A 26,629-nucleotide genomic window follows, 5' to 3' on the forward strand; every position below is an offset into this window, starting at 1 on the left:
GGGATCAGAAACACTGATGCCAGGGGCCAGGCACCCGGATTTCCGAGGCCTGCGCCCGGCACCGGCGTTCGCATCAGTGTTATTGAGTGCTGCACTCAGCATTTGCGAATTGCGCCGTCCCGCGCGGCCCCTTATCTTGATAAACGAATATCAATAGACGGAAAAGTTTGGTTGCGCCGGCATCGCAGCGCCGGCGCGCCCCTCTTCCGTATCCGGCGCGCCGACACGGCAGCGTGCTCAAGACACATGCATGCGTGCATGCGGCATGCAAGCCAACAAGGAAGCCGACAAGGCGATGGGAGAACACAGGTGGAAGTGATGGACAAGATGGTCGCGGACGACCCGGGCGTTGTACGCCTGAGCACTTATGCGCTGGAGGACAACTTGCTGGCACGCGGCGGCAGCGTCTTCCTGACCGGCACCCAGGCACTGGTGCGCCTGCCGCTGATGCAGCGCTGGCTCGACCGCGAGCGCGGCCTGAACACGGCCGGCTTCATCAGCGGCTACCGGGGCTCGCCGCTGGGCGGCTACGACCAGGCGCTGTGGCGCGCGCGCGGCGTGCTGGAAGCGCAGCAGATCCGTTTCCTGCCCGCCATTAACGAAGAGCTTGCAGCCACCGCCGTGCTGGGCAGCCAGCAGGTCGAGACCGATCCCCAGCGCACGGCACATGGCGTGTTCGCCCTCTGGTACGGCAAGGGACCGGGCGTCGACCGGGCCGGCGATGCGCTCAAGCATGGCAATGTGTACGGTTCCTCGCCGCACGGCGGCGTGCTGGTGGTGGCCGGCGACGACCACGGCTGCGTCTCGTCATCGATGCCGCACCAGAGCGATTTCGCCATGCAGGCGTGGAGCATGCCCATCGTCAATCCGGCCAGCATCGCCGAATACCTGGAATTTGGCCTGTACGGCTGGGCGCTGTCGCGCTTTTCCGGCATGTGGGTGGGCTTCAAGGCCATTTCCGAAACGGTGGAAAGCGGCGCCACGGTCGACCTGGACGGCCTGTGCACGCGCTTCGAGCAGCCGGCCGACTACACGGTGCCTGCCAGCGGCCTGCATTACCGCTGGCCCGACCTGCCCGGCCTGCCCATCGAGACGCGCCACGCGCACAAGCTGGCCGCCGTGCACGCGTTCGCGCGCGCCAACAGCATCGATCGCCTGCTGTGTCCCAGCCCGCAAGCCGATATCGGCATCGTCACCTGCGGCAAGGCGCATCTCGACGTGCTCGAAGTGCTGCGGCGCCTGGGCCTCAGTCTCGATGTGCTGGAACGCGCCGGCGTGCGCCTGTACAAGGTGGGCCTGAGTTTTCCGCTGGAAGCCGACCGCCTGGCGCAGTTCAAGGCGGGCTTGCGGGAAATCCTCGTCATCGAGGAAAAGGGGCCGCTGGTGGAGCAGCAGATCCGCACCCTGTTCTACAACTTGCCGGACAGCGCCCGCCCGCTGGTGCTGGGCAAGCTCGATGCCGGCGGCGCGCCGCTGCTGCCGGCGCAGGGCGAACTGCGCCCGTCGCGCATCGCCGGCGTGCTGGCGGCCTGGCTGGCGCGGCACAAGCCGGCGCTCGACCGCCGCGCCCTGCTGCCCGGCTTCGCGCCCCCCGCGCTGCTGGCCAATGCGGCCGACGGCGTGCGGCGCCAGCCTTATTTTTGTTCCGGCTGCCCGCACAACAGCTCGACCAAGGTGCCGCAGGGTTCGCGCGCGCAAGCCGGCATCGGCTGCCATTTCATGGCCTCGTGGATGGAGCGCGACACCACCGGGCTGATACAGATGGGCGGCGAAGGCGTCGACTGGGTGGCGCACTCGATGTTCAGCACCACCCCGCACGTGTTCCAGAACCTGGGCGACGGCACGTATTTCCACTCGGGCTTCCTGGCCATCCGCCAGGCCATCGCCGGGCGCGCCAATATCACCTACAAGATTTTATACAACGACGCCGTGGCCATGACGGGCGGCCAGCCCATCGACGGCAGCCTGACGGTCGACGCCATCGCCTGGCAAGTGCATGCCGAGGGCGCCAAGGCGATTGCCGTGGTCAGCGACGCGCCGGAAAAATACGCGGGCCTGCACGGCCGCTTCCCGCCGCCCGCCACCTTCCACGGACGCGAAGAGCTCGACCAGGTGCAGCGCCGCCTGCGCGAGGTGAGGGGCGTCACCGTGCTGATTTACGACCAGACTTGCGCGGCCGAGCTGCGCCGGCGCCGCAAGAAAAAGGAATTGCCCGATCCGCCGCGCCGCATGGTCATCAACAGCGCCGTGTGCGAGGGATGCGGCGATTGCGGTGTCCAGTCGAACTGCCTGTCCATCGTGCCCCTGGAAACGGGCTACGGCCGCAAGCGCGCCATCGACCAGTCGTCCTGCAACAAGGATTATTCCTGCGCCAACGGCTTTTGCCCCAGCTTCGTCTCCGTGCGCGGCGGCGCCTTGCGCAAGGCAGCCGACGCCGCCATCGATCCGCAAGCCCTGCGCCGCGCCGCGGCAGCCCTGCCCCTGCCCGCGCCGCATGCCTGGCACGGCCCGTTCAACCTGCTGGTGACGGGGGTGGGCGGCACGGGCGTGGTGACGGTGGGTGCGCTCGTTTCCATGGCCGCGCACCTGGAGGGCAAGCAAGCCTCGGTGCTCGACTTCATGGGCTTTGCGCAAAAGGGCGGCGCCGTGCTGTCCTTCGTGCGCCTGGCCCTGGCCGGCCAGGATCTGCACCAGGCGCGCATCGACATCGGCCAGACCGATGCCATGCTGGCCTGCGACATGGTGGTCGGCGCCAGCGCCGACGCGCTGCAGACCCTGCGCCACGGCCACACGCGCGTGGTCGCCAACACGCACCAGTTCCCCACCGCCGCCATGGTGCGCGATCCGGATGCGCCGCAGCACGCGGGCGCCCTGATGGACAAGCTGCGCCACGCCGTCAGCGTGGAACACATCGCCGAGTGCAACGGCCAGGTGCTGGCGCGCCAGCTGATGGGCGACACCATCATGGCCAATATACTGCTGATGGGCTTTGCGTGGCAGCGCGGCCTGATCCCCGTCGGCCTGGCGGCGCTGGAACGGGCCATCGAATTGAATGGCGTGGCCGTCGACGCCAACAAGGCGGCCTTTGCCGCCGGCCGCCTGGCCGCCTGCGGCGCGCCCCTGCTGCAAGGCGTGGCCGCGGGTCCGGTGGCGGAAGACGCCAGCCTGGGCGCGCTGGTGGAGCAGCGCAGCGCCATGCTGGCGCGCTACCAGAACGCGGCGCTGGCGGAACGCTTCCAGGCGTTTGTCGCGCGCGTGCGCGAGCACGAAAGCGCCGTCTTCGGCGCCGATGCGCCGCCCGTGCTGACCCTGGCCGTGGCGCGCGGCTACAGCAAGCTGCTGGCCTACAAGGATGAATACGAGGTGGCGCGGCTGTTCTCGGACGGCCAGTTCCAGCGCGAGCTGCAGCAGCAGTTCGAGGGCGACGTGACGCTCACCTTCCACATGGCGCCGCCGCTGCTGGGCAAGCGCAAGCGCGCCTTCGGCCCCTGGATGGGCAGACTGCTGGCGCTGCTGGCCAGGGCCAGGGGGCTGCGCGGCACGCGGTTCGACGTGTTTGGCTACAGCGCCGAACGGCGCCGCGAGCGCCAGCTGATCACCGACTACACGGCACGCCTCGACGCCCTGCTGCCGCGCCTGAGCGCCGGGAACCTCGCTTCCATCGTGGCGCTGGCCGAACTGCCGCAGGCCATCCGCGGCTACGGCCACGTAAAACTGGCCAGCATCGATGCCGCCGAACTGCGCGCGCAGGCGCTGCTGGCCAGGCTGGAACAGCCGGCCGCTGCCGCTGCCCCAGCCGCGCCACACGCCCAGCAGCCTTTCCGCACCATCGCCATCCGGCGCTACCAGTAAACATGCTTTTCATTGACCACCACACGGCGCGGCGCCTTGCCGCGCCGGCGCGCCCAGGAGCCCAGCCTTGAAGTCCTTGTCCCTCGCCCTTCCCCTGCCCGTTGCGCGCCTGCGCGCGCTGGCCGCCATCGCCGCGCTGACGCTTGCCAGCGGCCTGGCGGCCGCGCTCTACCTGCCGGCCTCCATGGCCGGCGTGGTGGCGCTGCTGGTCTTTTGCATCAGCATGTGGGCCACGGCCCTGGTGCCCGAATACTGGCCGGCCCTGGCCTTCTTCCTGGTGGCGATGCTGTGCAATATGGCGCCCGCGCAAACCGTGTTCTCCGGCCTGCAGTCGACCACCTTCTGGCTGCTGTTCAGCGGCGCCGTGATGGGGGCGGCGATCGGCCACACGGGCCTGGGCAAGCGCGCGGCGGCCATCCTGTCGCGCATGCTGGGGCGGCGCTACGCGGGCGTCATCGCCGGCATCGTGCTGTTCAGCGTGGCGCTGGCCTTCGTCATGCCTTCAGGCATGGGCCGCGTGGTCCTGCTCATTCCCATCACCATGGCCGTGGCCGAGCATATCGGCTATGGCGCGGGCCATAACGGCCGCACGGGCATGCTGATGGCGGCCAGCTTTTCCAGCTTCCTGCCGACCTTCGCCATCCTGCCGTCGAACGCGCCGAACATGATCCTGTCCGGCATGGCGGACAATCTATATGGCGTGCAGATCGCGTATGTCGACTACCTGCTGCTGCATTTTCCCGTGCTGGGCATCCTCAAATCCGTCCTGCTGGTGCTGCTGATCCTGTGGATGTTTCCCGCCGCCGATCCCGTGCGCGCGGCCGCGCCGGCGCAGCGGCAAGGTCCCATGTCGGCGCAGGAGACGGGACTGGCCGTGGTGCTGGGAGGCTGCCTGGCCCTGTGGATGACGGACGGTCTGCATCATGTGTCGCCGGCCTGGGTCGGCCTGGCCGCCGCCCTGGTCTGCCTGTGGCCGGCCGCCGACCTGACGTCGAAAAAATGCCTGAACCAGGAAATCAACTACGGCTCGCTGCTGTTCGTGGCCGGCGTGATGGGCCTGGGCGCGGTGATTTCGGAAAGCGGCCTGGGCGAAGCCGTGGTGCACGGCCTGAGCCGGCATGCACGCTTTGCCACCGACACGCCGCTGTGGAACGCCGCCGTGCTGACGGTGATCTCGACGGTGGTGTCGCTGGTGACCAACCTGGCGGGCGTGCCGGCGACGATGACGCCGCTGGCGCAGGACCTGGCGGCCGTCACGGGCCTGCCGCTGATGACGGTGCTGATGACCCAAGTGCTGGCATTTTCCAATGTCTGCCTGCCCTACCAGGCGCCGCCCCTGATTTTCGCCATGCAGGCGGCCAGCCTGCCGGTGGCGGCCGTCACCCGCCTGTGCCTGAGCCTGTTCATCCTCAGCCTGCTGATACTCACGCCGCTGGACTTCGTATGGTGGCACGTGGTCGGCCTGCTGTAGCGCTGGCCCGCGGGCAAGAACTTTCTCACGAAAAGTAACAATTTACGCCATTTCAAGGGCTGACGCGCGTCGCGCCAGTGACAGGGAGAAGGGAAAAGTCACAAATAATTACCCATCTTGCAGGCATTGTTAATGCGGTTTTCTTAATGAAATCACATATAATGCATAGTTGAAAAACAAATAAGAATATCTGAAATTTCACCCATATTTTAACTTAGTGGACCCGCCCCTCATGGAAATCCATCACCTGAAAACCTTCGCCACGGTGGCGCGCGAGGGCAGCATTACGCGCGCATCCGAACGGCTCTTCCTGAGCCAGCCCGCAGTCAGTGCCCATGTCAAGGCGATGGAGGATTATCTCGGCCTGACCCTGTTTGAACGCACGGCGCGCGGCATGAGCCTGACCAGCAGCGGCCAGCGCATCCTGGCCAAGGCCGAACGCACGCTCAACATCCATCGCGAACTGCTCGACGAAGCCAACCACATCAAGGGCCGCCTGGCCGGCAAGCTGCGCATCGGCGTCGGCGGCCAGTCCAACAACGAAGCCATTGGCCGGCTGGTGCGGCGCTTTTCCGAGCACCATCCGGAAGTCGAGGTCTCGCTGGAGCACGGCAGTTCCACCGGCACCCTGAACGGCATCCGCAGCGGCACGCTCGACGCGGGTTTCTACAACGAGGCGCGCTCGCCCGACGATGACCTGATGACGATCGAAGTGGCGTGCTTCCCCGTCTACGTGGCGGCGCCTGCCGGCATGCTCGACACCACCCAGCCACTCGACTGGAACGCGCTGGCAGAGCTGCCGTGGATCTTCGCGCCATCGAGCCTGTGCTGCGGCGGGGCCGCCGAGCACCTGTTCAAGACGCGCAATTTCCGTCCGCGCCGCATCATCAGCATCGACCGCGAAAGCGTCACCCGCTCGATGCTGGCCGAGCGCCTCGGCGTCGGCCTGCTGCATGGCGACACGGCGCTGGAAGCGCAGCGCCTCGGTGAAATCGACATCCTGTGCGTGGCACAGTCGTCCGTGCGCAATCTGTTCGCGCACCTGGCCTCGCGCGCCAGAGAGCCGATGTTCGAGGCGATCAATGATGCGCTGAGCGAATCGGGCATATTGGCGGCCTGAACCGCCAATATACCGTGCGAGTGCCACAGCCAGCCCGGGAAACCTAGCTAAGTAATCCTCGGGAAATTAGTGTGAATTTATGACGAACAGAACCGGATGCTATGCAAGGCGCTCACTGCGACGCAGTGCGAGCACTGCTAGCAGCGAGCAACGCTGCAGAGCGCCGGTTATGGAAGTCAGAAATCACAATAATTTATTGGGGGTTACTTAACCAGGCGCTGCATCTGATTGAAGATATTTTTGCGGTGCATTTCTTCGGTGCCGCCCACGCTGGCGAAAGCCAGGGCGTTTTTCATGAGCTCGGCCACGCGGCCGTTGTGATAGCCAAGACTGCCGTACAGCTTGACGAGGCTGGTAGCGCTGTTGATCAGGTCTTCGGATCCCACCAGCTTGGCGATGGAACAGCTCATCAACCCTTCCCGCTGGCCTGCCAGCAACTGCGACAGCGCGCCAAACGCCAGCCATCGCGAACGTTCCATGCCGATGCGGATATCGACCAGGCGCCGCTGCACGTACTGGTGGTTGTCGATGCTGCTATTGAAGCTGCTGCGGCTGGCCGCGTAGCGCATCGCCTCGTCCAGGTAGGGCGCGATCAGGTTGGCCGCCGCCAGGCCGTAATACAGGCGTCCCAGCGAAATGGTGTCGATCAGCGTGGCCAGACCGCGACCGGGTGCGCCCAGCAGTTGCGACGGGCGCACGGCCACATCCTCGAAATGCAGGGCGCCGGTGGGCAGGTTGCGGTTGCCCAGCTTGTCGTCCAGCAGGCCGGCGCGCAGGCCGGGCGTGCCGCGGTCGACCAGCGCCAGCGCGATATTGTGCTCGTCCTTGTCCGCCAGGCGGCAGACGATCAGGGCGAAATCCATGATGGGCGCGTGGGCGATATTGTACTTGCCGCCATTGAGCACGTAGCCGTCGGCCGTGGCGCGCAAGGTGCTCTGGATGCTGCGCACGTCCGTGCCCGTGCCCGGCTCGGCGATACCGGTGGCGCTGACGTCGCCGCGCAGGATGGCGCCGAAATAGCGGTCGCGCTGCCCTTCCGTGCCGTGCCGCTCCAGGCCCCGCACCATGCCGGCCTGGGCGATGACCGACAGCAGCAGCTCCGGCGCGCCGATGGTGGACGACAGGCCGTCGAGGGCGGCGGTAAAACTCCACCAGTCGCCCGTCGCGTGATCGCTGCCGGGCACGATCATGCGCCACAGACCGGCATCGCGCAGGCGCTGCCAGCCGTCAAAATCGAAACCTTCGGCGCGCGCGGCGGCGCCGGCGGCAATGTCGCTGCCGATGCCGGCATAGCGCTGGCGTATCTCGCCCTGTTGCGGTGTAAACATCATGGTTAGCCTTGTTGGTCAATGAAAGAAAAAGGGCCGCGCGGGCGGCCCTGGCAGGTACGCCGGCCGTCAGTCCGACAGGACGACGGAGCGCCCGATGGCGCCGTGCAGGTCGAGGCAGCGCTCGAACCAGGTACTGACGGGATCGTCGGCCTGCAGCAAGGGATACGGCACGGTGATGCGCGCCCATTGCAGCACGCCGAACAGGATGTAGTCGGCAAACAGGGGCTGCGCGCCGCCCAGCCAGGGCTGCTTGGCCAGCACGCTGCGCAGCGGCGCGAATTTTTCCGGCAGGGCCGCCAGCTCGATGTGGCGGGTGGCCGAGGCCTCTTCCAGGGTCTTGCCGAAGCGTTTCTCGCGCGCCGCGCGGAAATACGCCTGGTCCGCCGGCGACATCAGCGCATGCATGTCCATGGCGGCGATGGCCGAGACGGGCGGATGGATGACCGTCTGGCTGAAGCTTTCGACGAAACGGGCCATGGCCTGGCCGCCCGGGCCGCCAAACAGGCTGGGCCGGTCCGGATAGGCGCGCTCCAGGTGCACGGCGATTTCGAAGCTGTCGCCCTCGATGTGGCCGTTGTCGTTCAGCACCGGCACGCTTTTATAGCTGCCGTCCTCGATGCCGGCGATTTCCGCGAAGGAGACGGGCCGCACCTCGGCCTGCAGTTCCTTGTGCTTGAGTGCCATGATGATCTTCCATACATGGGGCGAATAATGACGGCGCCGGTCGGCGGCGCACAGGCTGTACAGGATGATGGACATGCGGTTCTCTCTGGTTGTGAAGGTCAGGCCGCGGCGCCGGTCAGCGCCAGGCGCTGCACGCCGCTGGCGGGGAAGCGTTCGCGCAGCAGCGCCAGCACCTGCTCGGGACTCGGCAGCGAGTGGTGGCCGTGCATGCGCTCGAGCAGCGGATCGAAATGGTCGCGCCAGACGGGGTCGATGATGATGTAGCCGTCCTCGCGCAGCTGCGCCAGGTTACGCTGCACGGCCGGCTTGGCCAGCATCGGCCCGCCCATCACGGGGAACAGCAGCACGGGAAAGGTGGCGGCCAGGATCACGGTGGTCAGGCGGTTGCCGGAAAAGCCGTTTGCCACGGCCGCCAGCGTATTCGCGGTGGCGGGCAGTACCAGCAGCAGGTCGTGCTCGGCGGCCAGGCGGCCCGGCTTGTCGGTCGGCCAATCCTGCGGCCGCTCGCCGCTGATGACGCGGTCGACGTACAGCGCGATCGATTCCGGCTTGAGGAAGTTGGTGGCATTCGGCGTCATCAGCACGCTCAGCTCGCAATCGAGGTGGTCCTTGATGATGCGCAGGTAGTTCGGCAGCAGGGTCGAATCGAGCGATCCCGTGACGCCGATGAGGATGCGCGGCTTGTGTTTGTTGATGGGCGTTTCCATGGTGTTGTGTCCAGGTGATGGCACGGCTGTGCCGGGTTAATGGGGTGCAGGCGGACGGCGGCGCTGGTGCGCGCGCACCGCCATGACCATGCGGTCGAGGATCTCGGCCAGCAGCGGCTGCGAGGTGGCGAAATTGAGGCGCGCGCAGTGCGCGGCGCGCGCGTCGAAGACTTCGCCCGGGCTGAGCGCCACGCGCGCATGCTGGAGGAAGAAATCCGCCGCCGGCTGGTCCAGCTCCAGCGCGCCGCAATCGAGCCACAGCAGATACGTCCCCTGCGGCACGTGGAAGCGGATGCCCGGCAACTCGCGGCGCAGGATCTGCGCCGCGTAGTCGCGCATGGCCAGCAGGTGCTCCAGCACGGCGTCGAGCCAGGGCTGCCCGTCGTTCCAGGCCGCCACGGTGGCGTCGATGCCCAGGTTGTTGACGGCGCCCGTCAGGCGCGCCGGCAGGCGCGCATGGAAGCGCTGCTGCAGCTGCGGCGTGCCGAAATGGGCGACGGCGCAGCGCAGTCCGGCGATATTGAAGCTCTTCGTGGCCGAGTTCAGGGTGACGGTGCGCGCGGCCGCCGCCTGCGACAGGGAAGCGAATGGCAGATGGCGCGCGCCCGGGTAGACCAGGTCGGCATGGATTTCGTCGGACACCACGATCAATGCATGGCGCTCGGCAAAGGCCAGCACGCCGTCCAGCTCCGCGCGGCTCAGCACGCGCCCCGTCGGATTGTGCGGATTGCACAGGATCAGCACGCGCGTGCGGGCATCGACGGCTTGCTCCAGGCTCTCCAGGTCGAGCTGGAAGCCGTCGGCACCCGTGCGCATTTCCAGCGCGACCAGGCGCCGGCCCGTGCCCTCGACCGCTTCGCGGAAGGGCGCATAGTGCGGCACCTGCACGATCACGCCGTCGCCCGGGTCGGAAAACGCCATCACCGCGGCAAACGTCGCCTGCACCAGGTCGGGCAGGACCAGCACCTGGTCGGCCTCGGCCTGCCAGCCGTACAGGCGGCGCATGCGCGCGGCGAACGCGTGTGCCACGGCGCGGTCGGCCTTGCGTCCGTCGCGCAGGGGATAAGTGAAATCGACGCGCTGCAGCACCTGCGCCAGCGCCGCCTGCACGGCGGGCGCGGTGCCCAGGTCCATGTCGGCCACGCAGGCGGCAAGCACGCCGGGCTGGTACTGGCGCCACTTGAAACTCTGGCGCGCCAGCAGCTGGTCCAGGGTCAGCGCCAGGCCGTCCTGCAGGGTAGCGAGCTGGCGGCTCATGCTTCGGTAAACACGCGGTTCAGGAAGCCGTTGAACCAAGCCCGCAGCGCCTTGTCGTGCAGCACGCGTCCCTGCAGGTGCTGTTCGCCCTGCTGCGCGTTCGGCAAGTGGAAGCGGTGCGCGCCCTTCACCGCCCAGCGGCGCTGCATGGCCAGGGTCAGCTCGGGATGGTACTGGATGCCCCAGGCTTTCTCGCCGTAGCGGAAGGCCTGGTTGCGGTAGGCGTCGCCCTCGGCCAGCAGGATGGCGCCCTTGGGCAGCTCGAAACCCTCCATGTGGAAGTGGTACACCATGTCCGGCCACTTGGGCATGATGCGCTGGCCTTCGGCCGTCGGCTTCAGCGGATACCAGCCGATCTCCGTGACGTCGCCCTCGGCCGCCGTCACCTTGCAGCCGAGATTCTTGGCCAGCATCTGCGCGCCCAGGCAGATGCCCAGATACGGCCGGTTTTCCGCCAGCGGCACGGACAGCCACTCGATCTCGCGGCGGATGTGGGCATCGCTGTCGTTCGCGCTCATCGGACCGCCGAACGAGATCACGCCCGCGTGGCCATCGAGGGTGTCGGGCAGCGGGTCGCCGCACACGGGACGGCGGATATCGAGTTCAAAGCCCTTGTCGCGCAGCAGCTTGCCGGCGCGGCCCGGCGTCGACGCCTCCTGGCGCAATATCGCCAGGATCGGCCGCTTGCGCCCGCGCCGGCCTTGCATCGTTTCACTCATGCTGCTCTCCTTGTATCTTGTTGCGCTGGATGTAGGACTCGACCAGGCTGGCATACGGCGGCACGAAGGTCACCAGGGTCTGCTGGCCCACCTTGATGGTGTCCTTGACGTCGAAATGCAGGTGGATCGGCAGCTTGTCGATCCAGTTGTTCGAAATCCTGCCGATGCGCGCGCCGCGCGCCACCGGCTGCAGTTCGCGCACGGCCAGGTCGCTGGTATTGAGGTGCACATAGCGGTACAAGGTGCCGGCGGCCGTCTGCAGGGTGACGCTGAAACGCGCGATCTGCACGATGACGCCATCGTCGGCCGCTACGGCCCAGTGAAAGTTGGCGCGGCAGGTGGCCGGGCGCAAGTCTTGCCCCTGGTGTCCGCCGGACAGGCAGAACGGCAGATTGTCCTTGCGCAGCTCGCAAAAATTGTCGCGCCACGGATAGGCATAGTTGGCGTCGTCGCAGGAATCGCCTGCCTTGCCGCGCTGGCCGCCCACGCCGTAGAAATGCGAACTGGCGTAGGCCGCGCCCTTCTCGATGGGAAAGCGCATGTCCGGGTACAGCACGGCGGCGCTGGCCACGCCGCTGCCGCTGCCGGGCAGCAGTGCTCCGGGCGGCAGGAAACGGTCATCATTGCCGGCCAGTGCCGGCAGCGCCAGCGCACCGAGCACGCCAGCCAGTAGCAAAGTCTTCATCATGGTTTTTCTCCCGCCACGAGCAGCAGCGCACGCGCCGTGTCGGTCAGATATTGCGGATCGGTGCAGCGCTTGTCCTTGAGCGGCTCGTCGCAGCTCATGCGCAGCGTGTAGGCGGCGCCGAAGCGCGTGAAGCTGTAGTCGGCGCCGTCGCCTATCGATTCGAAGGCGCCGCCCGCATGTTCGAGCTTCAGGTCACCTGGTGCGACGAGGTGCGTGGCGCTGCCGAACAGCCCCAGCTTCGCGCCCGCCGGCGCATACAGGGCCGCATAGGCCGTGCCCTGGCCATGGAAACGCGGCGCGCCCCAGTCGCCTTCGGCCGGCAGCAGCAGTACCGGGATGTTGACCTGCGCCAGCCCGGCGGGCGCCGTGGCGCGCAGCGGCCGCAGCACCGCGTCGGCCTGCGCCGCGCCGGCACGCGCCAAGCTGGCCGCGGGCCAGTCGATCGGCGTCAGCACGCGCCGCACCGGTTCACCGGCGCTGGCGGCCAGCGGCGCCGCAGCGCCCGCTAGCAGGCCCAGCGCGCCAAGCGCTTGCAGGAATGCCAGGCGCGCCATCTTAGAGGCTGCCCTGGTAGGCCAGCACGGTCTGCTTGAACGACTCGGGCACGGGCTGCGTGGCCTGCTTTTCATAGTCGTACATGACGTGCACGGAAATGGCCTTGGCCATCACCACACCCTGCTCGTCGCCGATGTGCATGATGTGCTCCATTTCAAAGCTCTTACCGCCGAACTTGGAGACATGGCTGAGCACCAGCACCTTGTCGCCGTACTTGGCCTGGGCGATGTATTCGCACGCGGTTTTCACCATGATGTGCGGCAGCTTTTCGCTCTTCGGAATTTCCAGGATGCGGTGCATGTATTCGAGGTAGGCCGTCTGCATGTACTCGTAGTACACGGGGCTGCTGACGTGGCCCATCGAGTCGGTGTCGCGGTAACGGATGTCGAGATTGGTCTTGAAAGAGCGGCGCATCATTGTGTCCTCATGTGGCGGTTATATCCGGTCAGGCCGGCTTGGGTAGTGACATTTCGCCAATGATGCTAAGACCGATAGCGGGTACCTCACAAGACGCAATATCTGAGGGCGGACGTCCAAATATCTGAGGAGCCGAATGGCGCCCGTTGCGCTACCATCGCTGCAGAAATATTCCAGCAACAAGGACCCGGCGCATGGCGCCACGGCTGCCGCGCGCACTGGCGCGGCCCACCGGTTTCCTCTACCCCACCCTATTGAATGAAAGGCGCATCGATGAAAATCGCGATCCTGGCTGACCGCCTCGAGCTGTTGAACATCAAGAAAGATTCGACCTACGCGATGATGCAGGAAGCGGCCGCGCGCGGCCACGCACTGCACGTGTTCGAACAGCAGCATCTGCACTGCGAGGGCGGCGTGGTCAGCGCCCATGCCGCGCGCGTGCAGCTGGTCGACGACGCCGGCACGTGGTTCCACCGGGAGGCGGCGGCGACGCTGCCGCTGGCGCAGTTCGACGCCGTCCTGGTACGCAAGGATCCGCCTTTCGACATGGAATACCTGTACAGCACCTACCTGCTGGAAATGGCGCAGCGCCAGGGAGCGCGCGTCTTCAACCGGCCATCGGCCGTGCGCAACCACAACGAGAAACTGGCGATCCTGGAATTTGCGCCGTTTTGCGCGCCGACCCTGGTCAGCCGCGAGCCGTCGCGCCTGCGCGCCTTCCACGCCGAGCACGGCGACGTGATCTTCAAGCCGCTCGACGGCATGGGCGGCGCCGGCATCTTCCGTGTGCGCGAGGACGGCATGAACCTGGGCGCCACTGTGGAAATGCTGACGCGCGACGGCGCCGTCACCATCATGGCGCAACGCTACATTCCCGCCATCAGCGAGGGCGACAAGCGCATCTTGCTCATCGGCGGCAAGCCGGTGCCGCATGCGCTGGCGCGCATACCGCAGGCGGGCGAGGTGCGCGGCAACCTGGCTGCCGGCGGGCGCGGCGAAGCGCGCGTGCTGACGGCGCGCGACCGCGAGATCGCCGATACCCTGGCGCCGGTGCTGGCGGCGCGCGGCCTGCTGCTGGTCGGGCTGGACGTGATCGGCGCGCATCTCACCGAAGTCAATGTCACCAGTCCCACCTGCTTCCGCGAAATCATGCAGCAGACGGGTTTCGACGTGGCAGGCATGTTCATCGATGCGCTGGAAACGGCGGCATCGCTCACGCACACGAACGAGGAACAATCATGAGCAAGGTAAGCACACTGCAAAGCTGGATAGGCGGACGCTGGATGGGCAGCGAAGCGGGCCTGTCGCTGCACAGCGCCATCGACAATTCGCTGATCTATCACACGCATGCCGAGTCGGTCGACGCGCAGCAGGCGCTCGACTATGCGCGCCGCACCGGCGTGCCGGCGCTGATGGCCCTCGACTTCCAGCAGCGGGCGGCCTGCCTGCGGGCGCTGGCAACGCACATCCAGCAGCATCGCGAGGAGCTGTACACGATCGCCTACCTGAGCGGCGCCACGCGCGCCGACAGCAAGCAGGATATCTGCGCCGGCATCGGCGTGCTCAATTCCTACGCCGGCATCGCCGCCAGCGGCCTGCCTTCGGGCAATGTGCTGCACGAAGCGCCCGCCATGTCGCTGTGCCGGCGCGGCGGCGCGGCCGGCACGCACATCATGGTGCCGCGCGGCGGCGTGGCCCTGCACATCAACCCGTTCAACCTGCCCGTCTGGTCGCTGCTGGAAAAATTCGCCGCCAGCTTCCTGGCCGCCATGCCCTGCATCGTCAAGCCCGCCACCTGCACCAGCTACCTGGCCGAAGCGCTGGTGCGCCTGATCGACGCGTCCGGCGTGCTGCCGAAAGGCGCGCTGCAGCTGGCCATCGGCCCGGCCGATGCCTTGCTGGCCCGCCTGCAGGACAACGATGCCGTCAGCTTCACCGGTTCGGACGCCACCGCCACGACCTTGCGCAACCACCCCAACCTGCTGGCGCGTTCGGTCCAGGTCAGCCTGGGCGCGGCGTCGCTCAATTGCGCCATCCTGGGACCGGACGTGCGCAGCGGCGAGCCGGAATTCGAGCTGCTGGTCGACGCCATCGTGCGTTCGATGACGGTCAAGGCGGGCCAGGACGGCGCCGCCATCCGCCGCGTGATGGTGCCGCACGGGCAGATCGAAGCGCTGACGGCGCGCCTGCGCGAACGCCTGGCGGCGGTGGTGATCGGCGACCCGGCCCAGGCAGGCGTGCAAATGGGACCGCTGGCATCGCAGGAGCAGCGCAGCGAACTGGGCGCCCGCGTGCGCGCCCTGGCCGAGGAAAGCGACATCGTCTGCGGCCAGGCGGACGGCTACGCGCCTTCCGGCGCAGGCGTGCGCGATGGCGCCTTTGCCGCACCCACACTGCTGCTGTGCCGCGGCGGCGCGCGCAGCGACGCCGTGCATGAAATCGAGGCCTTCGGCCCCGTCTGCGCCCTGATGCCGTATGCGGACGTGGAGGAAGCGCTGGCGCTGGCCGCACGCGGCAGGGGCAGCCTGGCCAGCACCCTGGCCACGCGCGATCCGAAACTGGCCGCGTATGCGGTGCCGCGCCTGGCCGCCTCGCACGGGCGCGTGCTGGTGCTGGAACGCGAAGTGGCGGCGGCGGGGACGGACGTGCTGGCGTCGGCGCACCTGAAATACGGCGGCCCCGGCCGCGCCGGCTGCGGCGAGCAGCTGGGCGGCCTGCGCGCCATCTCGCAATACCTGCAACGCTCGGCGCTGCAAGGCTCGCCCACCATGCTGACGGCCGTGACGGGCGAATACGTGCGCGGCGCCGCCGTGCGCGAAAGCGTGCAGCATCCGTTCCGCAAGCATTTCGACGAGCTGGAAGTGGGCGAATCGCTGCTGACGCACCGGCGCACCGTCTGCGAAGCGGATATCGTGGCCTTCGGCGGCATCTCGGGCGATTATTTCTACATGCATTTCGACGAGATCGCCGCGCGCGATTCGCAGTTCGGCCGGCGCATCGCGCACGGCTATTTCGTGCTGGCCGCCGCCGCCGGCCTGTTCGTGTCCCCGGCGCCGGGTCCCGTGCTGGCCAACTACGGGCTCGACGACCTGCGCTTCGTCGCGCCGGTCGGCATCGGCGACACCATCCGCGCGCGCCTGACGTGCAAGCGCAAGGTCGACCGCCAGCGGCGCGACGACAAGGGTGTCGGCCAGGGCGTGGTGTCGTGGGACGTGCAGGTCACCAACCAGAACGATGAACTGGTGGCCAGCTACGACATCCTGACCCTGGTCGCCAAGCGCGCAGAGCTGTGAGCGGCAGCCCTCAGTTTTCCTGATGGCGCCGCTCAAGAAATACAAATAGCCAACGTTGCCCCCGTCTTTCAGAATGGCGGCTGACGAGATGAAGCCAACCGGGTATTTCAGGGACCGGAAGCGGTGCGGCGCGCCGCTTCCAGTCCCGGGACAGCGCTGCTGTAGCAGATTCGACTGACGCTGCGCAGGCCAGCACCTGCGCCCTCCCTTCCCGTAGCTTCCCTTCTGACAAAGACGACCTTCCCATGCGACATGCCGTTCCCCTTTTCCTGCTTGGCGCCAGCGCGCTGCCCATCGCCCCCTTCTCTTTCGCCCAGCAAATGTCCGACACGCGCGCCGAACAGGCCGCGCCGCTGGCGACCCTGCCCGAAGTCAAGCTGATCGAGCAGTCCGCGCCGGACGCGCCCCTGCCGGGCATCACGCGCATTTCCCGCGAGACCCTGCAGCGCCAGCAAGCCATGGACATGGCCGACGTCTTCGCCAGCGAACCCGCCGTCAGCGTGGGCGGCGGCGCCAGCAATGCGCAGCGCATCTACCTGCGCGGCGTCGACGGCGCCAACCTGAACATCAGCATCGACGGCGCGCGCCAGGGCCGCAGCCTGCACCAGCACCGGGGCGACCTGGGCGGCATCGATCCCGACCTGCTGAAACAGGTCGATATCCAGCCCGGCCCCAGCGCCGACGCGGGACCGGGCGCGCTGGGCGGCAGCATCCGCTTTGACACCGTCGATGCGCAGGAATTGCTGGCGCCTGGCAAACGCGCCGGCGCCAGCGTGCGCGCGGCGTACGCCAGCGCCGACGAAGCGCGGCGCGGCGCCGTCAGCGTGTACGGCATGCTGGGCGAGACCTTGGACAATAAGCTGGGCTTGCTGGCCCATGTCAGCGCCGTCAACCGCGACAACTACCGCATCGGCGGCGGTGGCGACGTGCCCAATTCGGCCGGGCATGACCGCGACTACCTGCTCAAATTGAGCTTGCTGGACCTGGCCGGGCATAGCCTGCGCCTGGGCGCGGCGCGCAACCGCAATGCGGGGCTCTACCTGTTCAGCCGGGTCGGCAGCGACAACGGCTATGCGCCCGCGAACGCCGTGCCCACCTACCAGCGCAGCGAACGCCATACCTATACCCTGGAACACCGCTACCAGCCGGCCGGCAATGCGCTGCTGGACTGGAAATTCAATCTGTACCTGAACGAGAACGAGCTGGAAGACGTCAGCCAGGCGCGCAGCGCGAGGACGACGGAACGGGGCGGCAGCGTGCGCAATACGGCAAACCTGGCCTTGGCCGGCACGCAGCACCGCCTGACGGCCGGCGCCGACTTCATGGACGAGGAAGGCATCACCAACGGCGTGCTGGGCGCCGCCATCCTGGGGCCGGGCCGCAAATCCACGCAGGCGCGCAATCTGGGCATCTTCGTGCAGGAGCGCATGCGCTGGCAAGCCCTGCAGCTGTCGCTGGGCTTGCGCCACGACCGCTACGATACCGCCTTCGGACCGCGTACCTTCAAGGGTGGCAAGACATCGCCAAACGCGGGCGCCGAGCTGGAGCTGGGCCGCGGCGTGGGCGCCTTTGCCAGCTATGGCGAAGCCGTGCGCGCCAGCGGCATCATCCCCATCGGTTTCCTCACCAGCCTGGACAAAAAGAGCAATTTCAACAACGGCAAGCCCTTCAAGCCGGAAACCTCGACCACGCGCGAAGCGGGCCTGAAGTACGAGGGCGCCAATGCGCTGCTGGACGGCGACAGCCTGACCGTACGCCTCGGCTACTTCGACACCCGCATTGCCAACCTGATCGAATGGGCCGGCCAGGGCGTCGTGTATCCCGCGTATATCCGCAACATGCCCGAGACCCTGCGCTCGAAGGGCTGGGAATGGAAGGCGCGCTGGCAGCGTGGCGGCTACGGCTCGTCCGTCGGCGTGGTGCTGGCCGATACCACGGTGGGCGACAAGCCCTTGAACCCGGCGCGCCGCGTGGGCACGGCGCTGGGCGACCGGCTCACGTGGGACAGCCACTGGCAGATGCTGCCCGGCCTCACGGCCGGCTATACCCTGAACGCCGTGCGGCGCCTGGACGACGTGCCGAAAGCGGCGGTACAGCGGGCCGGCTACGTGCTGCACGACGTCCAGCTGCAATGGCAGCCGGCCGCGCTGCGCGCGCTGAGCCTGGCGCTGGCCGTGCGCAACCTGGGCGACAAGCGCTACACGAGCCACAGTTCGCTCGACGGCGGCGTCGGCAATATCCTGCCGGAGCCGGGACGCGACGTGCGCGTGAGCGCCAGTTACCACTTTTAAGCGATTCCACCATCCCAATCACCCATCCGTAAAGAGAAGAGAACCATGACCTATACCACCCAAGCGGGCGCGCGCTGCGGCCTGTACCTCGTCAGCGCCGGCATCGGCGACCCTGACAGCATCACCGTGAAGGCGCAGAAAACCCTGCGCGGCGTCGATATCGTGTTCGGCATCCCGCGCCTGCTGGAAGCGTTTGCCGACCTGCTTGACGGCAAGGAAGTGCACAAGGCGGGCCACGGCCTGTTCAGCCCCCTGGCGCGGCGCGACACGCCGGAAGAGGAAGTCGACGCCATGGAAAAACAGACGCGCGACATCATCCACGCGGCGGCGGCGGCCGGCAAGACCGTCGCGGTGCTCGACTATGGCGACGCCATGATCTTCGGGCCGCAATCGGGCTACCTGAGCGAGTTCAGCGAACTGAATCCCGTCGTCATCCCTGGCATCTCCTGCTTCAATGCGGCCAATGCGGCGCTGGCCCGCGATGTCACCGGCGGCAAGCACAGCCGTTCCGTGATCCTCGCCGCCTCGGCCGACACGCGCGACGACTACACGGGCAGCGACACCCTGGACAAGCTGGCCGCCACGGGTTCCACCCTGGTCTTCTTTACCATGCGCGCCGACCTGCCCTCGCTGGTCGAACGCCTGGCGCGCCACCTGCCTGGCAGCACGCCGCTCGCCATCGTCGCCCACGCGGGGGCCGACGCGAAACAGGCCGTGCTGCGCGCCACGCTGGGCACGGTGCTGGCCCGCACGGAGAACGAAAAGCCGCCGTTCGAACACCTGGTGTATGTAGGCGATTTCCTCGGCTAGGCCAGGCGCATCCAGGCCGCCGGCGCGGCGCCCTCCGTGCCGTCCTGCGGCCCGGGCAACGCCGTGCAGCGGCCATCTTCCAGCCGCACGATGCGGTCCGCCACGTGGCGGGCGACAGGCAGATTGTGCGTGATGAGCAGCAGGGCCAGGCCGCGCGCCTCCTGCACGTCGAGCAGCAGCCGCAGCACCTTCGCCTGCACCGAGGCATCCAGCGCGGCGGTCGGTTCATCGGCCACCAGCACGGCCGGATCGGCGATCAGCGCCCGCGCGATGGCCAGGCGCTGCAATTCCCCGCCGCTCAAGCTGCGCGCCTGGCGCGCCAGGAAGGCCTCTGTGGCCGGCAGGCGCACGTCGGCCAGCGCCCGCAGCGCCGCCGCGCGGATCGCGTCCACGCTGACGCGATCCGCGATGGCGAGCGGCTCGGCCACCGCCTCGAACACGCTGAAGTGGCTGGCCACCGAGGCGCCCGCATGCTGCGGCACGTAGGCGATGCCCGCCGCCGCGCCCCCCTCTTCCCGCTCCGGCGTGGTCACTGTGCCCGTATCGGCCTGCTGCAGGCCGACGAGGATGCGCGCCAAAGTCGACTTGCCCGCGCCGGACGCGCCCACGATGACCACCGTTTCGCCCGACTGCACGTCCAGGTCGACGCCCGCCAGTACGGCTTGTCCGCCCAGGCGCTTGTGCACGCCGCGCGCGGACAGCACGGTGACGATGCCGCCGCGCAGGCAGGCTACGCCCGTGGCATCGAGCGCCGGCGCCTCCTCGCCGCAGCGGGCGATGCGCTGGCTGCAGCGGCTGGCGAAGGCGCAGCCGCGCGCGCCCTCTTCATGGGTGCCGGCGATGCCCTGTAAATCCTTGCCGTTCTCGCGCGGCCAGGCGCGCAGCAGGCCGCGCGTGTAGGGATGGCGCGGCGCCGCCAGCACCGCTGCGGCCGGCCCCGTTTCCACGGCGCTGCCGCCGTACAGCACCAGCACGTCGCCATCGAGCGCGCGCGCCAGCTCCAGGTCGTGCGTCACCACCACCAGCTGGCGCTGGGCCGCTTCGGCGCGCAGGCGCCCGAGCACCAGCGCGCTGGTGGCGGGATCGAGCGCGGACGTCGGCTCGTCCAGCACCAGCAGTGCCGGGTCAGGCGCCAGCGCCGCCGCCAGCAGGACGCGCTGCAGCTGGCCGCCGCTGCATTGGGCCGGATAGCGCCGGTGCAGGTTTTCGGCCAGGCCCAGCGAAACCAGCAGGGCACCGGCCGCCAGTTCGGCTGGCCCGCGCCGCATGCCCAGATGCCGCCGCAAAGGCGCCGCCACCTGCGCCAGCAAGGTGTGCTGGGGATTGAGGGCGTCGTGCATATCTTGCGGCACCAGGCCGGCCTGGCGGCCGCGCCAGCGCCGCAGCACCGCTTCGTCCGCATCCACCAGTTGCATGGCGCCGGCGCGCAAGCTGCCGCTGCCGCGCCCCGGCGCCATGCCGAGCAAGGCCCGCGCCAGCGTGCTCTTGCCGGCGCCCGATTCGCCGATGATCACCAGCGGCACGCCGGGGCGCGCCTGAAAATGCAGCTGGCGCAGCAGCTGGCGGCCATCCGCCTCGATGCAGAAAGCGGCCGCCGCTAGCATCGCGCGCGCTCGTCGAGGCCCTGGCCCAGCAGCGCCAGCGCAATCAGCAGCATGGCCAGGCACAGCCAGGCCGCCAGGATCCAGGCGCGCGCGTCCGGGTGGGCAAGATAGGGCATGGTTTCATTGAGCATGCCGCCCCAGGTCGGGGTACGCGGATCGGCCAGCCCGAGGAAGGCCAGGCCCGCGTAGTGAAACACGGCGCGGCGCACCAGGGCCACGGCTTGCACGGCCAGCAATCCCGCCATGGCCGGCCACACATGGCGGCGCAGCAGGTAGATGCCCGACGCCGACGCCAGGCGTGCCGCGTCCAGGCTCTCCTGGCGCCACACCTGGCGCAGGCGCAGGCGCAACGCGCGAAATTCGACATCCCAGCCGAATGCCGCCAGCATCGCCACCAGGGCCGCCACGCCCGGCTGCATGGCCGAGGCGATGACGATGAAAACCAGAGTCGATGGCAAGGCGCTGAACAGGTCGGCCAGCCGCAGCACCAGCGTATCGGCCGCCGGCCAGGCCAGCCCGCACAGCGCCAGCAGCACGGCCAGCACGATGCTGGTGGCGCTCACGGCCACGCCGATGCCCAGGGTCGGCAGCGCGGCGACGGCCAGGCGGCGCAGCACGTCGCGGCCCAGGTCATCGGTGCCCAGCCAGTGCAGGGCGCCGGGCGGCGCCAGCACGGCATCCATGGCGCCGCCGGACGCCGGCTGCAGCCAGCTGGCGCCGGCCAGCATCAGGGCCAGCACCAGCAGCAGCCCGGTCCCCGCGCGCACGGACGCGTTCATGGCGCGCGCTGCGCGCGCCGTGCCAGGCGGGCGGCCAGTGCATCGGCCAGCAAGTTCATGGCGAACAGCAGCAGCCCCGTCGCCAGCAGGGCGCCACGCACCAGCGGGTAGTCGTGCTTGACGATGGCGTCCGTCAGCACCAGGTTGATGCCGGGATAGGCAAAGACGGTTTCCGCGTACACGGCGCCCGACACCAGGCGCGCGGCCACGCCGCCCAGGCGCGACAGCACGACGGCAAGCACGTTGGGCGCCAGGTGGCGGTAGCGCAAGGCGAACGGCCCCACGCCCTGCGCGCGGGCCAGGTCCATGAAGGTGCGCTGCCGTACGCTGACGGCCGTGGCGCGCGCGCTGAGGAATACGCCGGCGGCCGCTGGCAGCGCCATGGCGCACACGGGCAGCACCAGGTGCTGTGCGCGCTCCAGCCATGCGGCCGCACCCGTCTGGATGGAAAACGGCGCCATGGCGCCATTGCTGGGAAACCATTGCAAACCATAGGCGAACAGCATGACCAGGCCCATCGCCAGGGCGAAAGGCGGGATGCTGTCGAGTGCCAGGGTGATGGCCGTCAGCACGCGGTCCGGCGCCCTGCCCTGCGCGAACGCGGCCTCGATGCCCAGCACCACGCCCAGCAGCAGGGCCAGTGCCAGCGCGCACGCCACCAGCAGCATGGTCCAAGGCAGGTGCTGCGCCAATAAGTCCTTTACCGGCATGCCGTGGCGGATGGAATAGCCGAAATCGAGGCGCAGCAGCTGCGCCAGGTGCCCGAGGTACAGCTGCCACAGCGGCTGCCCGCCGCCCAGGCCATGGCGCGCCAGCAGGGCGCCGCGTTCGGCCGCATCGAGTTCGATCAGCGCATCCTGCCCCAGGATGGCCGTGACGGGGTCGCCGGGCATGAGCAGCGGCAGCGCGAAATCGAGGCTGACGAGCGCCAGCAAGGCCAGCGCATAGCCCGCGGCGCGCCGGCCCGGGAACGTAGAAGCGCTCAGCGTCGGCTCCCGTCTACTGCACGAACATCAGTTTGTTCAGCGGCAGCGAGATGCCGACGGCGATGCCGCCCGGCGTGAACCACGGCCGCAGGCGCGCATTGGCCGCCGTGATCCACTGCGGCGAATACAGGAAAAACGCCGGCAGCTCCTCGGCATAGATGGCCTGGGCACGGTCGAGCAGCGCGCGCCGTTTGGCCACGTCGACGGTGCCGACCTGCTGCTGCAGCAGCTCGAGCAGATCGGCGCGGCGGAAGGCATCGCTGAAGGCGCCGTTGCCCGCCGTTTGCCGCAGCATGCTTTCCGGGTCCCCATTGCTGCCCTGGCTGACGAGCGCCAGGTCGAAATCGGCAGCGACCATGCGCGCGCCCAGGATACCGCCGTCCATGATGCGCACATTGACTTCCATGCCCAGCTTTTCCAGCTGGCCAGCCAGCTGGCTGGCGGGCCGCGCCAGGCTGCGCGTCGCCGCCAGTTCGAGCACCCACGGCTTGCCGCCGCTGTCGCGCAGGCGACCGTCCGGCGCGGCGCGGTAGCCCAGCTCCGCCAGCATGCGGCGCGCTGCCGCCGGATCGTAGGCATACGCATCGAACGGCGCCCCGCTCTGCCAGATGCTGCCCCGCACGAAGCGTCCGGCGGACACCTCGCCCTGCCCATTCTCGACCACGCGCAGCAGTTCCTGCCGGTCGATGCCGCGCGCGATGGCCTGGCGCAGGCGCTTGTCGTCAAACGGCGGGCGCGCATGATTGAAGCGCAGCCGCACCGGATGGCCGGAAGGCGCGCTGACCACGGTGGCAAAACGCGTCACTTCGGCAGCCAGGGGCGCCGGCAGGCTGCGGATCATGTCCACCTGGCCCCGCTTGAGCGCGCCCACGGCAAGCGAAGGCTGCATGCGCAGGAACAGCAGGCTGCGCACCCTGGGCGGGCCCAGGTAGTACGCTTCGTTCGCGGTGAAAAGATAGCGGCCCGCCGCCTTGTCATACGCCCCCAGGCGATAGGGGCCGCTGCCGACGATGTCGGCCTGTTTCACGTGCTGGGGGTCGTCCAGGCGCGCATACACATGCTGTGGCAGGATGGGCACCGAACCGGCCAGCTGCGCCACGAACGGCGCATACACGCGCTTCAGGCGCACGCGCACGCGCCCCTTGCCCAGGTCGTCCACGCCGTCGATGGCCCCCAGGTCGAACAGGGGATGCGGGTGCTGGCGCAAATACGCAAAAGTAAACACCACGTCCGCCGCCGTGACGCTCTTGCCGTCATGCCAACGCGCATCGGAGCGCAAGGTGAAATCGATGGTGCGGTGGTCGGCGCTTTCCCGCCACGCGCTGGCCAGCCCCGGCACCAGCTTGCCGCTGGCATCGCGCCACACGAGGGTGTCGAAAATCAGGCTCGTCAGCGTATAGCCCATGCCGCCGCTGGCATGGGTGTAGGGAGTCGGCAAGCCGAAGTCGCCCTGTTCATCGGCAATGGTACAGCGCTCGATGCGCGGCGCCGGCGACGGCTGCTGCGTACTGGCGCTGGCGCCGGCACACGCCAGCCAGCCGGCAAGGAGTAGGGGAAAAAGCAAGCGAAGACGGGGCACCAGCGTTCCTGACGATCAGAAGAGAGGCAAACCCCGGCCGCCATGGGCCGGGCAAGTGTGCTGCGTAGAATGGATTCCCAACTAAATGAGAATTATTTACAGCTGCATATCTTATGGTTGCCGCGCTGGCCAGGCAAATTGTCTTTCCGGAGGGCTGGTATCTGAAAAACTGAGGGCCGGGGGCAGGCTCCCCTTGCCCAGGCGCGGGGCCTGTCAAGGCGCCACAGCTGGCGCTGTCCCGGCGCCATGCCGCTTACTCGCCCTGCTCCGGCGCGCGGCCGATCTCGCCATCGATATTGGCCAGGAACCAGGCCAGCGACGACATCAGCGCCACGTTGCGTTTCAGGTTATTCGGGTCGACCTTGTCCAGGGTGTCGGCCGGCGTATGGTGGTAGTGGAAGTAACTGTGGCTGTCGACCAGCGGCTCGAAGCTGGGCACGCCTCCCGTTTCCAGACGGTGCAAATCGCCCGTGCCCAGCGCATCGCGGCGCGTGAACGCGTGTGCGCCCATCGGCTGCAGGGCGGCCAGCAAAGGCGTGAACAGTTTTTCCGCCTTCGGTCCCACGCTGGCCTTGATGCCGAACGGGCGGCCGGCGCCGCTATCCATCTCGATGGCCGCATATTGCTTGCCGAGCGCCTGCTTGTGGGCCTCGAAGTAAGCCTGGCCGCCGCGGCCGCCGTTTTCCTCGTTCATCCAGGCGATCACGCGGATGGTGCGGCGCGGACGGTAGTCGAGCTTTTTCAGGGTTTCCACCACGCCCATGGCCGCCACCACGCCGGCGCCGTCGTCGTGCGCGCCCGTCGCCAGGTCCCAGGAGTCGAGGTGGCCCGAGACCACCACCACTTCGTCGGCCTTGTCCGTGCCCGGCCAGTCGGCGATGACGTTGTAGCTATCGGCTTCCGGCAGGTTTTGCGGCGTCAGGGTCAGGTGCATTTTCATCGGGCCGCGCGCGGCCAGGCGGCCGATCAGCAGGGCGTCTTCCACGGTGACGGCGGCGGCGGGAATGCGTTTATTGTCGTCCAGGCCCGTGGCGCCCGCATGCGGGATGCGGAAATCGGCGCCGCCCACCGAGCGCACCAGCGCGGCCGCCGCGCCCAGGTCGGCCGCCGCCTTCGGTCCGAGGAAGCGCGAGCGCGAACCCTGGCCGTAGGTGACGCCGGCCAGCCCCCGCTCGGCCATCTCCTGGTCGAACGGCGTGTCGATCAGCACGATGGCGCCCTTCACTTCCGCCGCGCGCGCCTTGAGTTCTTCCAGGCTCTTGACGATGATCACGGGCGCCGTCAGGCCGGCGGCCGCAGTGGCGCCGGAGCCGCCCAGGGCGGTGAGCACCACGCGCTGCGACACGCCCTGCGGACGGCCAGCATAGTCGACGATTTCCGCCGTTTCCACGCCGCGCACCCAGTGCGGCACTTTCACGGGCTGCAAGGTGACCTTGGCGCCCAGCTGGCGCATGGTGTCGGCCACCTGCTGCACGGCGGCGGCGGCGCCGGCGGAGCCGGACAGGCGCGGGCCGATCAGATCCGTCATGTCGGCCAGGCGGGCGTAGGCCCAGTCGCTTTGCAGCGCGGTGTCGCGCACCTGCGCCAGCGCTTGCGGCGTGTTGCCTGGCGCGGCGGCAAAGGCGCCGGCGCTGACGATGCAGCCAAGGGCAAGGGATACGGCGGAACGGCGCAGTGGCGCGCCAGTCAGGATACTATGCATGTGTTCAGTTCCAGTCAACAAGGTCGAAGCGGGTACGCCGTGGCCATGGGCAAGGCGCGAATTTTTCTACGATAGCGCATTTATTCTGTCATTGCAGCAACTTTTACGGGATCGATTGCCTCTTTCCCCCAGAGTCGATTACCATGCAGATCGTGATCGCTACCGGATACCGCCATGCTCAAGGGAAGACTCTGTATCGTCCGGCATTTGACCGCCGCCGACCTCAATACCTATATCGCGCTGATCAACGACCTGCCCGCGCGCAGCGAGTTCTTTTCCATGCAATTCAAGTCGCCCGAAGCGATCCGGCGCGAATTCATGCAGACGGGCCTGGTCACGGAGGATAGTGAACTGTTCCTGATTGAAGACCATCACCAGCACATCATCGGCTCTATCACGCACTTCAAGGGCCGCACCCCGGCTTGCCGCGAAATCGGCTACCGCCTGTTCGACCCCAAGTGGGGCGGACGCGGCTATGGCGGCGAAGCGACGCGCCTGGTTGTCGACTACCTGTTCAATGCCTATCCCTACCACCGTCTGGAATTGCTGATGGACCCACAAAATACGGCTTCCGAACGGATCGCGCAAAGGTGCGGCTTTACCGAGGAAGGCGTGAAGCGCCAGGCCTTTTTCATCAATGGCGTCATGCGCGACGTGAAAATGTATAGCCTGCTGCGTCCGGAATGGCAAGCGTTTGCGCCTATCGTGTCAGGCTGAAACTGTTACCACGCCGCCCTGATTGTAATAAGTTGTATTAGACGTGGAACAAGCTTGCGGCAGCGGA

21 protein-coding genes are annotated in these 26,629 nt (G+C 68.0%); 8 read left to right on the top strand and 13 right to left on the bottom strand.

Translation table 11 applies throughout. The features are described from left to right. Nucleotides 1-327 precede the first annotated feature (327 nt). From LSO07_RS19275 to LSO07_RS19285, 3 genes are all read left to right on the top strand, one after another. Nucleotides 328-3,852, top strand: a complete 3,525-nt coding sequence (locus LSO07_RS19275) for an indolepyruvate ferredoxin oxidoreductase family protein (RefSeq protein WP_151097779.1) — start codon at nucleotides 328-330, stop codon at nucleotides 3,850-3,852. Nucleotides 3,853-3,919: 67 nt separating this feature from the next. Next, nucleotides 3,920-5,323 (top strand): SLC13 family permease, encoded by a 1,404-nt coding sequence (locus tag LSO07_RS19280; RefSeq protein ID WP_208672423.1) that lies wholly within the window; start codon nucleotides 3,920-3,922, stop codon nucleotides 5,321-5,323. Nucleotides 5,324-5,555: 232 nt separating this feature from the next. Beyond that, nucleotides 5,556-6,443: a LysR family transcriptional regulator gene (locus LSO07_RS19285; protein ID WP_034783934.1), complete on the top strand. Its 888-nt coding sequence runs from the start codon at nucleotides 5,556-5,558 to the stop codon at nucleotides 6,441-6,443. 203 nt (nucleotides 6,444-6,646) lie between these two features. Here the strand turns inward: LSO07_RS19285 and LSO07_RS19290 are convergent, their stop codons facing one another. The 8 genes from LSO07_RS19290 to LSO07_RS19325 all read right to left on the bottom strand — a co-directional run bounded on the left by LSO07_RS19290 (nucleotide 6,647) and on the right by LSO07_RS19325 (nucleotide 12,801). Beyond that, nucleotides 6,647-7,774 carry an acyl-CoA dehydrogenase family protein gene (locus tag LSO07_RS19290; protein ID WP_151096311.1) on the bottom strand — a complete coding sequence of 376 codons (1,128 nt, stop codon included), beginning with the start codon at nucleotides 7,772-7,774 and terminating at the stop codon, nucleotides 6,647-6,649. A 66-nt stretch (nucleotides 7,775-7,840) separates the two neighbouring features. Beyond that, nucleotides 7,841-8,533, bottom strand: coding sequence for a glutathione S-transferase family protein (locus tag LSO07_RS19295; protein ID WP_151096312.1), 693 nt, complete (start codon nucleotides 8,531-8,533; stop codon nucleotides 7,841-7,843). Nucleotides 8,534-8,556: 23 nt separating this feature from the next. Further along, nucleotides 8,557-9,165, bottom strand: coding sequence for a flavoprotein (locus LSO07_RS19300; protein ID WP_070257682.1), 609 nt, complete (start codon nucleotides 9,163-9,165; stop codon nucleotides 8,557-8,559). 36 nt (nucleotides 9,166-9,201) lie between these two features. Beyond that, on the bottom strand, nucleotides 9,202-10,422 hold the full coding sequence (locus LSO07_RS19305) for a MalY/PatB family protein (RefSeq protein WP_225317355.1): 1,221 nt from the start codon (nucleotides 10,420-10,422) through the stop codon (nucleotides 9,202-9,204). Next, nucleotides 10,419-11,141, bottom strand: a complete 723-nt coding sequence (locus LSO07_RS19310) for a glutamine amidotransferase (RefSeq protein ID WP_034783929.1) — start codon at nucleotides 11,139-11,141, stop codon at nucleotides 10,419-10,421. The genes LSO07_RS19305 and LSO07_RS19310 overlap by 4 nt, the downstream gene beginning before the upstream one ends. Continuing rightward, the gene (locus tag LSO07_RS19315) at nucleotides 11,134-11,829 is read right to left on the bottom strand and encodes a peptidoglycan DD-metalloendopeptidase family protein (protein ID WP_034783928.1); all 696 of its coding nucleotides are present in this window, start codon (nucleotides 11,827-11,829) and stop codon (nucleotides 11,134-11,136) included. The genes LSO07_RS19310 and LSO07_RS19315 overlap by 8 nt, the downstream gene beginning before the upstream one ends. Beyond that, on the bottom strand, nucleotides 11,826-12,383 hold the full coding sequence (locus LSO07_RS19320) for a hypothetical protein (RefSeq protein ID WP_099388187.1): 558 nt from the start codon (nucleotides 12,381-12,383) through the stop codon (nucleotides 11,826-11,828). Before LSO07_RS19320 ends, LSO07_RS19315 begins: the two co-directional genes overlap by 4 nt. 1 nt (nucleotide 12,384) lies before the next feature. Continuing rightward, complete coding sequence (locus LSO07_RS19325; protein ID WP_034783925.1) at nucleotides 12,385-12,801, bottom strand: acyl-CoA thioesterase; 417 nt, start codon at nucleotides 12,799-12,801, stop codon at nucleotides 12,385-12,387. A 273-nt stretch (nucleotides 12,802-13,074) separates the two neighbouring features. Here LSO07_RS19325 and gshB point away from each other — a divergent pair, with 273 nt between their 5' ends. The 4 genes from gshB (at nucleotide 13,075) to LSO07_RS19345 (ending at nucleotide 19,195) form a co-directional block, all read left to right on the top strand. Beyond that, nucleotides 13,075-14,043 (top strand): glutathione synthase, encoded by a 969-nt coding sequence (gene gshB, locus LSO07_RS19330; RefSeq protein WP_070280423.1) that lies wholly within the window; start codon nucleotides 13,075-13,077, stop codon nucleotides 14,041-14,043. Beyond that, nucleotides 14,040-16,094 (top strand): phenylacetic acid degradation bifunctional protein PaaZ, encoded by a 2,055-nt coding sequence (gene paaZ, locus LSO07_RS19335; RefSeq protein ID WP_151096313.1) that lies wholly within the window; start codon nucleotides 14,040-14,042, stop codon nucleotides 16,092-16,094. Before gshB ends, paaZ begins: the two co-directional genes overlap by 4 nt. Before the next feature lie 245 nt (nucleotides 16,095-16,339). After that, a complete protein-coding gene (locus tag LSO07_RS19340; protein ID WP_151096314.1) occupies nucleotides 16,340-18,385 on the top strand; it encodes a TonB-dependent receptor domain-containing protein in 2,046 nt (681 codons plus the stop codon). A 45-nt stretch (nucleotides 18,386-18,430) separates the two neighbouring features. Beyond that, entirely contained in the window at nucleotides 18,431-19,195 is a 765-nt protein-coding gene (locus LSO07_RS19345) for an SAM-dependent methyltransferase (RefSeq protein WP_151096315.1), read from the top strand. On the opposite strand, the gene LSO07_RS19350 is transcribed toward LSO07_RS19345, so the two are convergent. The 5 genes from LSO07_RS19350 to LSO07_RS19370 all read right to left on the bottom strand — a co-directional run bounded on the left by LSO07_RS19350 (nucleotide 19,192) and on the right by LSO07_RS19370 (nucleotide 25,845). Beyond that, on the bottom strand, nucleotides 19,192-20,799 hold the full coding sequence (locus tag LSO07_RS19350; RefSeq protein ID WP_151096316.1) for an ABC transporter ATP-binding protein: 1,608 nt from the start codon (nucleotides 20,797-20,799) through the stop codon (nucleotides 19,192-19,194). The two genes, LSO07_RS19345 and LSO07_RS19350, sit on opposite strands and share 4 nt — an antisense overlap. Then, nucleotides 20,793-21,578 (bottom strand): ABC transporter permease, encoded by a 786-nt coding sequence (locus LSO07_RS19355; protein ID WP_151096317.1) that lies wholly within the window; start codon nucleotides 21,576-21,578, stop codon nucleotides 20,793-20,795. Before LSO07_RS19355 ends, LSO07_RS19350 begins: the two co-directional genes overlap by 7 nt. Next, entirely contained in the window at nucleotides 21,575-22,513 is a 939-nt protein-coding gene (locus LSO07_RS19360; protein WP_151096318.1) for an ABC transporter permease, read from the bottom strand. The genes LSO07_RS19355 and LSO07_RS19360 overlap by 4 nt, the downstream gene beginning before the upstream one ends. 64 nt (nucleotides 22,514-22,577) lie before the next feature. After that, on the bottom strand, nucleotides 22,578-24,143 hold the full coding sequence (locus LSO07_RS19365) for an ABC transporter substrate-binding protein (RefSeq protein WP_151096319.1): 1,566 nt from the start codon (nucleotides 24,141-24,143) through the stop codon (nucleotides 22,578-22,580). Between the two features lie 253 nt (nucleotides 24,144-24,396). Beyond that, on the bottom strand, nucleotides 24,397-25,845 hold the full coding sequence (locus tag LSO07_RS19370) for a M20/M25/M40 family metallo-hydrolase (protein ID WP_092605695.1): 1,449 nt from the start codon (nucleotides 25,843-25,845) through the stop codon (nucleotides 24,397-24,399). A gap of 174 nt (nucleotides 25,846-26,019) precedes the next feature. Here LSO07_RS19370 and LSO07_RS19375 point away from each other — a divergent pair, with 174 nt between their 5' ends. Further along, nucleotides 26,020-26,562 (top strand): GNAT family N-acetyltransferase, encoded by a 543-nt coding sequence (locus LSO07_RS19375; RefSeq protein ID WP_070258128.1) that lies wholly within the window; start codon nucleotides 26,020-26,022, stop codon nucleotides 26,560-26,562. Nucleotides 26,563-26,629: the final 67 nt, after the last annotated feature.

The organism is Janthinobacterium sp. PLB04, from assembly GCF_021165895.1.
GTDB classification, from domain to species: domain Bacteria; phylum Pseudomonadota; class Gammaproteobacteria; order Burkholderiales; family Burkholderiaceae_D; genus Janthinobacterium; species Janthinobacterium lividum.

Coding starts and splice junctions, on each gene's coding strand:
- LSO07_RS19325 (WP_034783925.1), bottom strand. CDS start 12,801: ATGATGCGCCGCTCTTTCAAGACCAATCTCGACATCCGTTACCGCGAC.
- LSO07_RS19300 (WP_070257682.1), bottom strand. CDS start 9,165: ATGGAAACGCCCATCAACAAACACAAGCCGCGCATCCTCATCGGCGTC.
- LSO07_RS19305 (WP_225317355.1), bottom strand. CDS start 10,422: ATGAGCCGCCAGCTCGCTACCCTGCAGGACGGCCTGGCGCTGACCCTG.
- LSO07_RS19320 (WP_099388187.1), bottom strand. CDS start 12,383: ATGGCGCGCCTGGCATTCCTGCAAGCGCTTGGCGCGCTGGGCCTGCTA.
- LSO07_RS19370 (WP_092605695.1), bottom strand. CDS start 25,845: ATGCATAGTATCCTGACTGGCGCGCCACTGCGCCGTTCCGCCGTATCC.
- gshB (WP_070280423.1), top strand. CDS start 13,075: ATGAAAATCGCGATCCTGGCTGACCGCCTCGAGCTGTTGAACATCAAG.
- paaZ (WP_151096313.1), top strand. CDS start 14,040: ATGAGCAAGGTAAGCACACTGCAAAGCTGGATAGGCGGACGCTGGATG.
- LSO07_RS19290 (WP_151096311.1), bottom strand. CDS start 7,774: ATGATGTTTACACCGCAACAGGGCGAGATACGCCAGCGCTATGCCGGC.
- LSO07_RS19295 (WP_151096312.1), bottom strand. CDS start 8,533: ATGTCCATCATCCTGTACAGCCTGTGCGCCGCCGACCGGCGCCGTCAT.
- LSO07_RS19350 (WP_151096316.1), bottom strand. CDS start 20,799: ATGCTAGCGGCGGCCGCTTTCTGCATCGAGGCGGATGGCCGCCAGCTG.
- LSO07_RS19275 (WP_151097779.1), top strand. CDS start 328: ATGGTCGCGGACGACCCGGGCGTTGTACGCCTGAGCACTTATGCGCTG.
- LSO07_RS19340 (WP_151096314.1), top strand. CDS start 16,340: ATGCGACATGCCGTTCCCCTTTTCCTGCTTGGCGCCAGCGCGCTGCCC.
- LSO07_RS19355 (WP_151096317.1), bottom strand. CDS start 21,578: ATGAACGCGTCCGTGCGCGCGGGGACCGGGCTGCTGCTGGTGCTGGCC.
- LSO07_RS19310 (WP_034783929.1), bottom strand. CDS start 11,141: ATGAGTGAAACGATGCAAGGCCGGCGCGGGCGCAAGCGGCCGATCCTG.
- LSO07_RS19315 (WP_034783928.1), bottom strand. CDS start 11,829: ATGATGAAGACTTTGCTACTGGCTGGCGTGCTCGGTGCGCTGGCGCTG.
- LSO07_RS19375 (WP_070258128.1), top strand. CDS start 26,020: ATGCTCAAGGGAAGACTCTGTATCGTCCGGCATTTGACCGCCGCCGAC.
- LSO07_RS19285 (WP_034783934.1), top strand. CDS start 5,556: ATGGAAATCCATCACCTGAAAACCTTCGCCACGGTGGCGCGCGAGGGC.
- LSO07_RS19345 (WP_151096315.1), top strand. CDS start 18,431: ATGACCTATACCACCCAAGCGGGCGCGCGCTGCGGCCTGTACCTCGTC.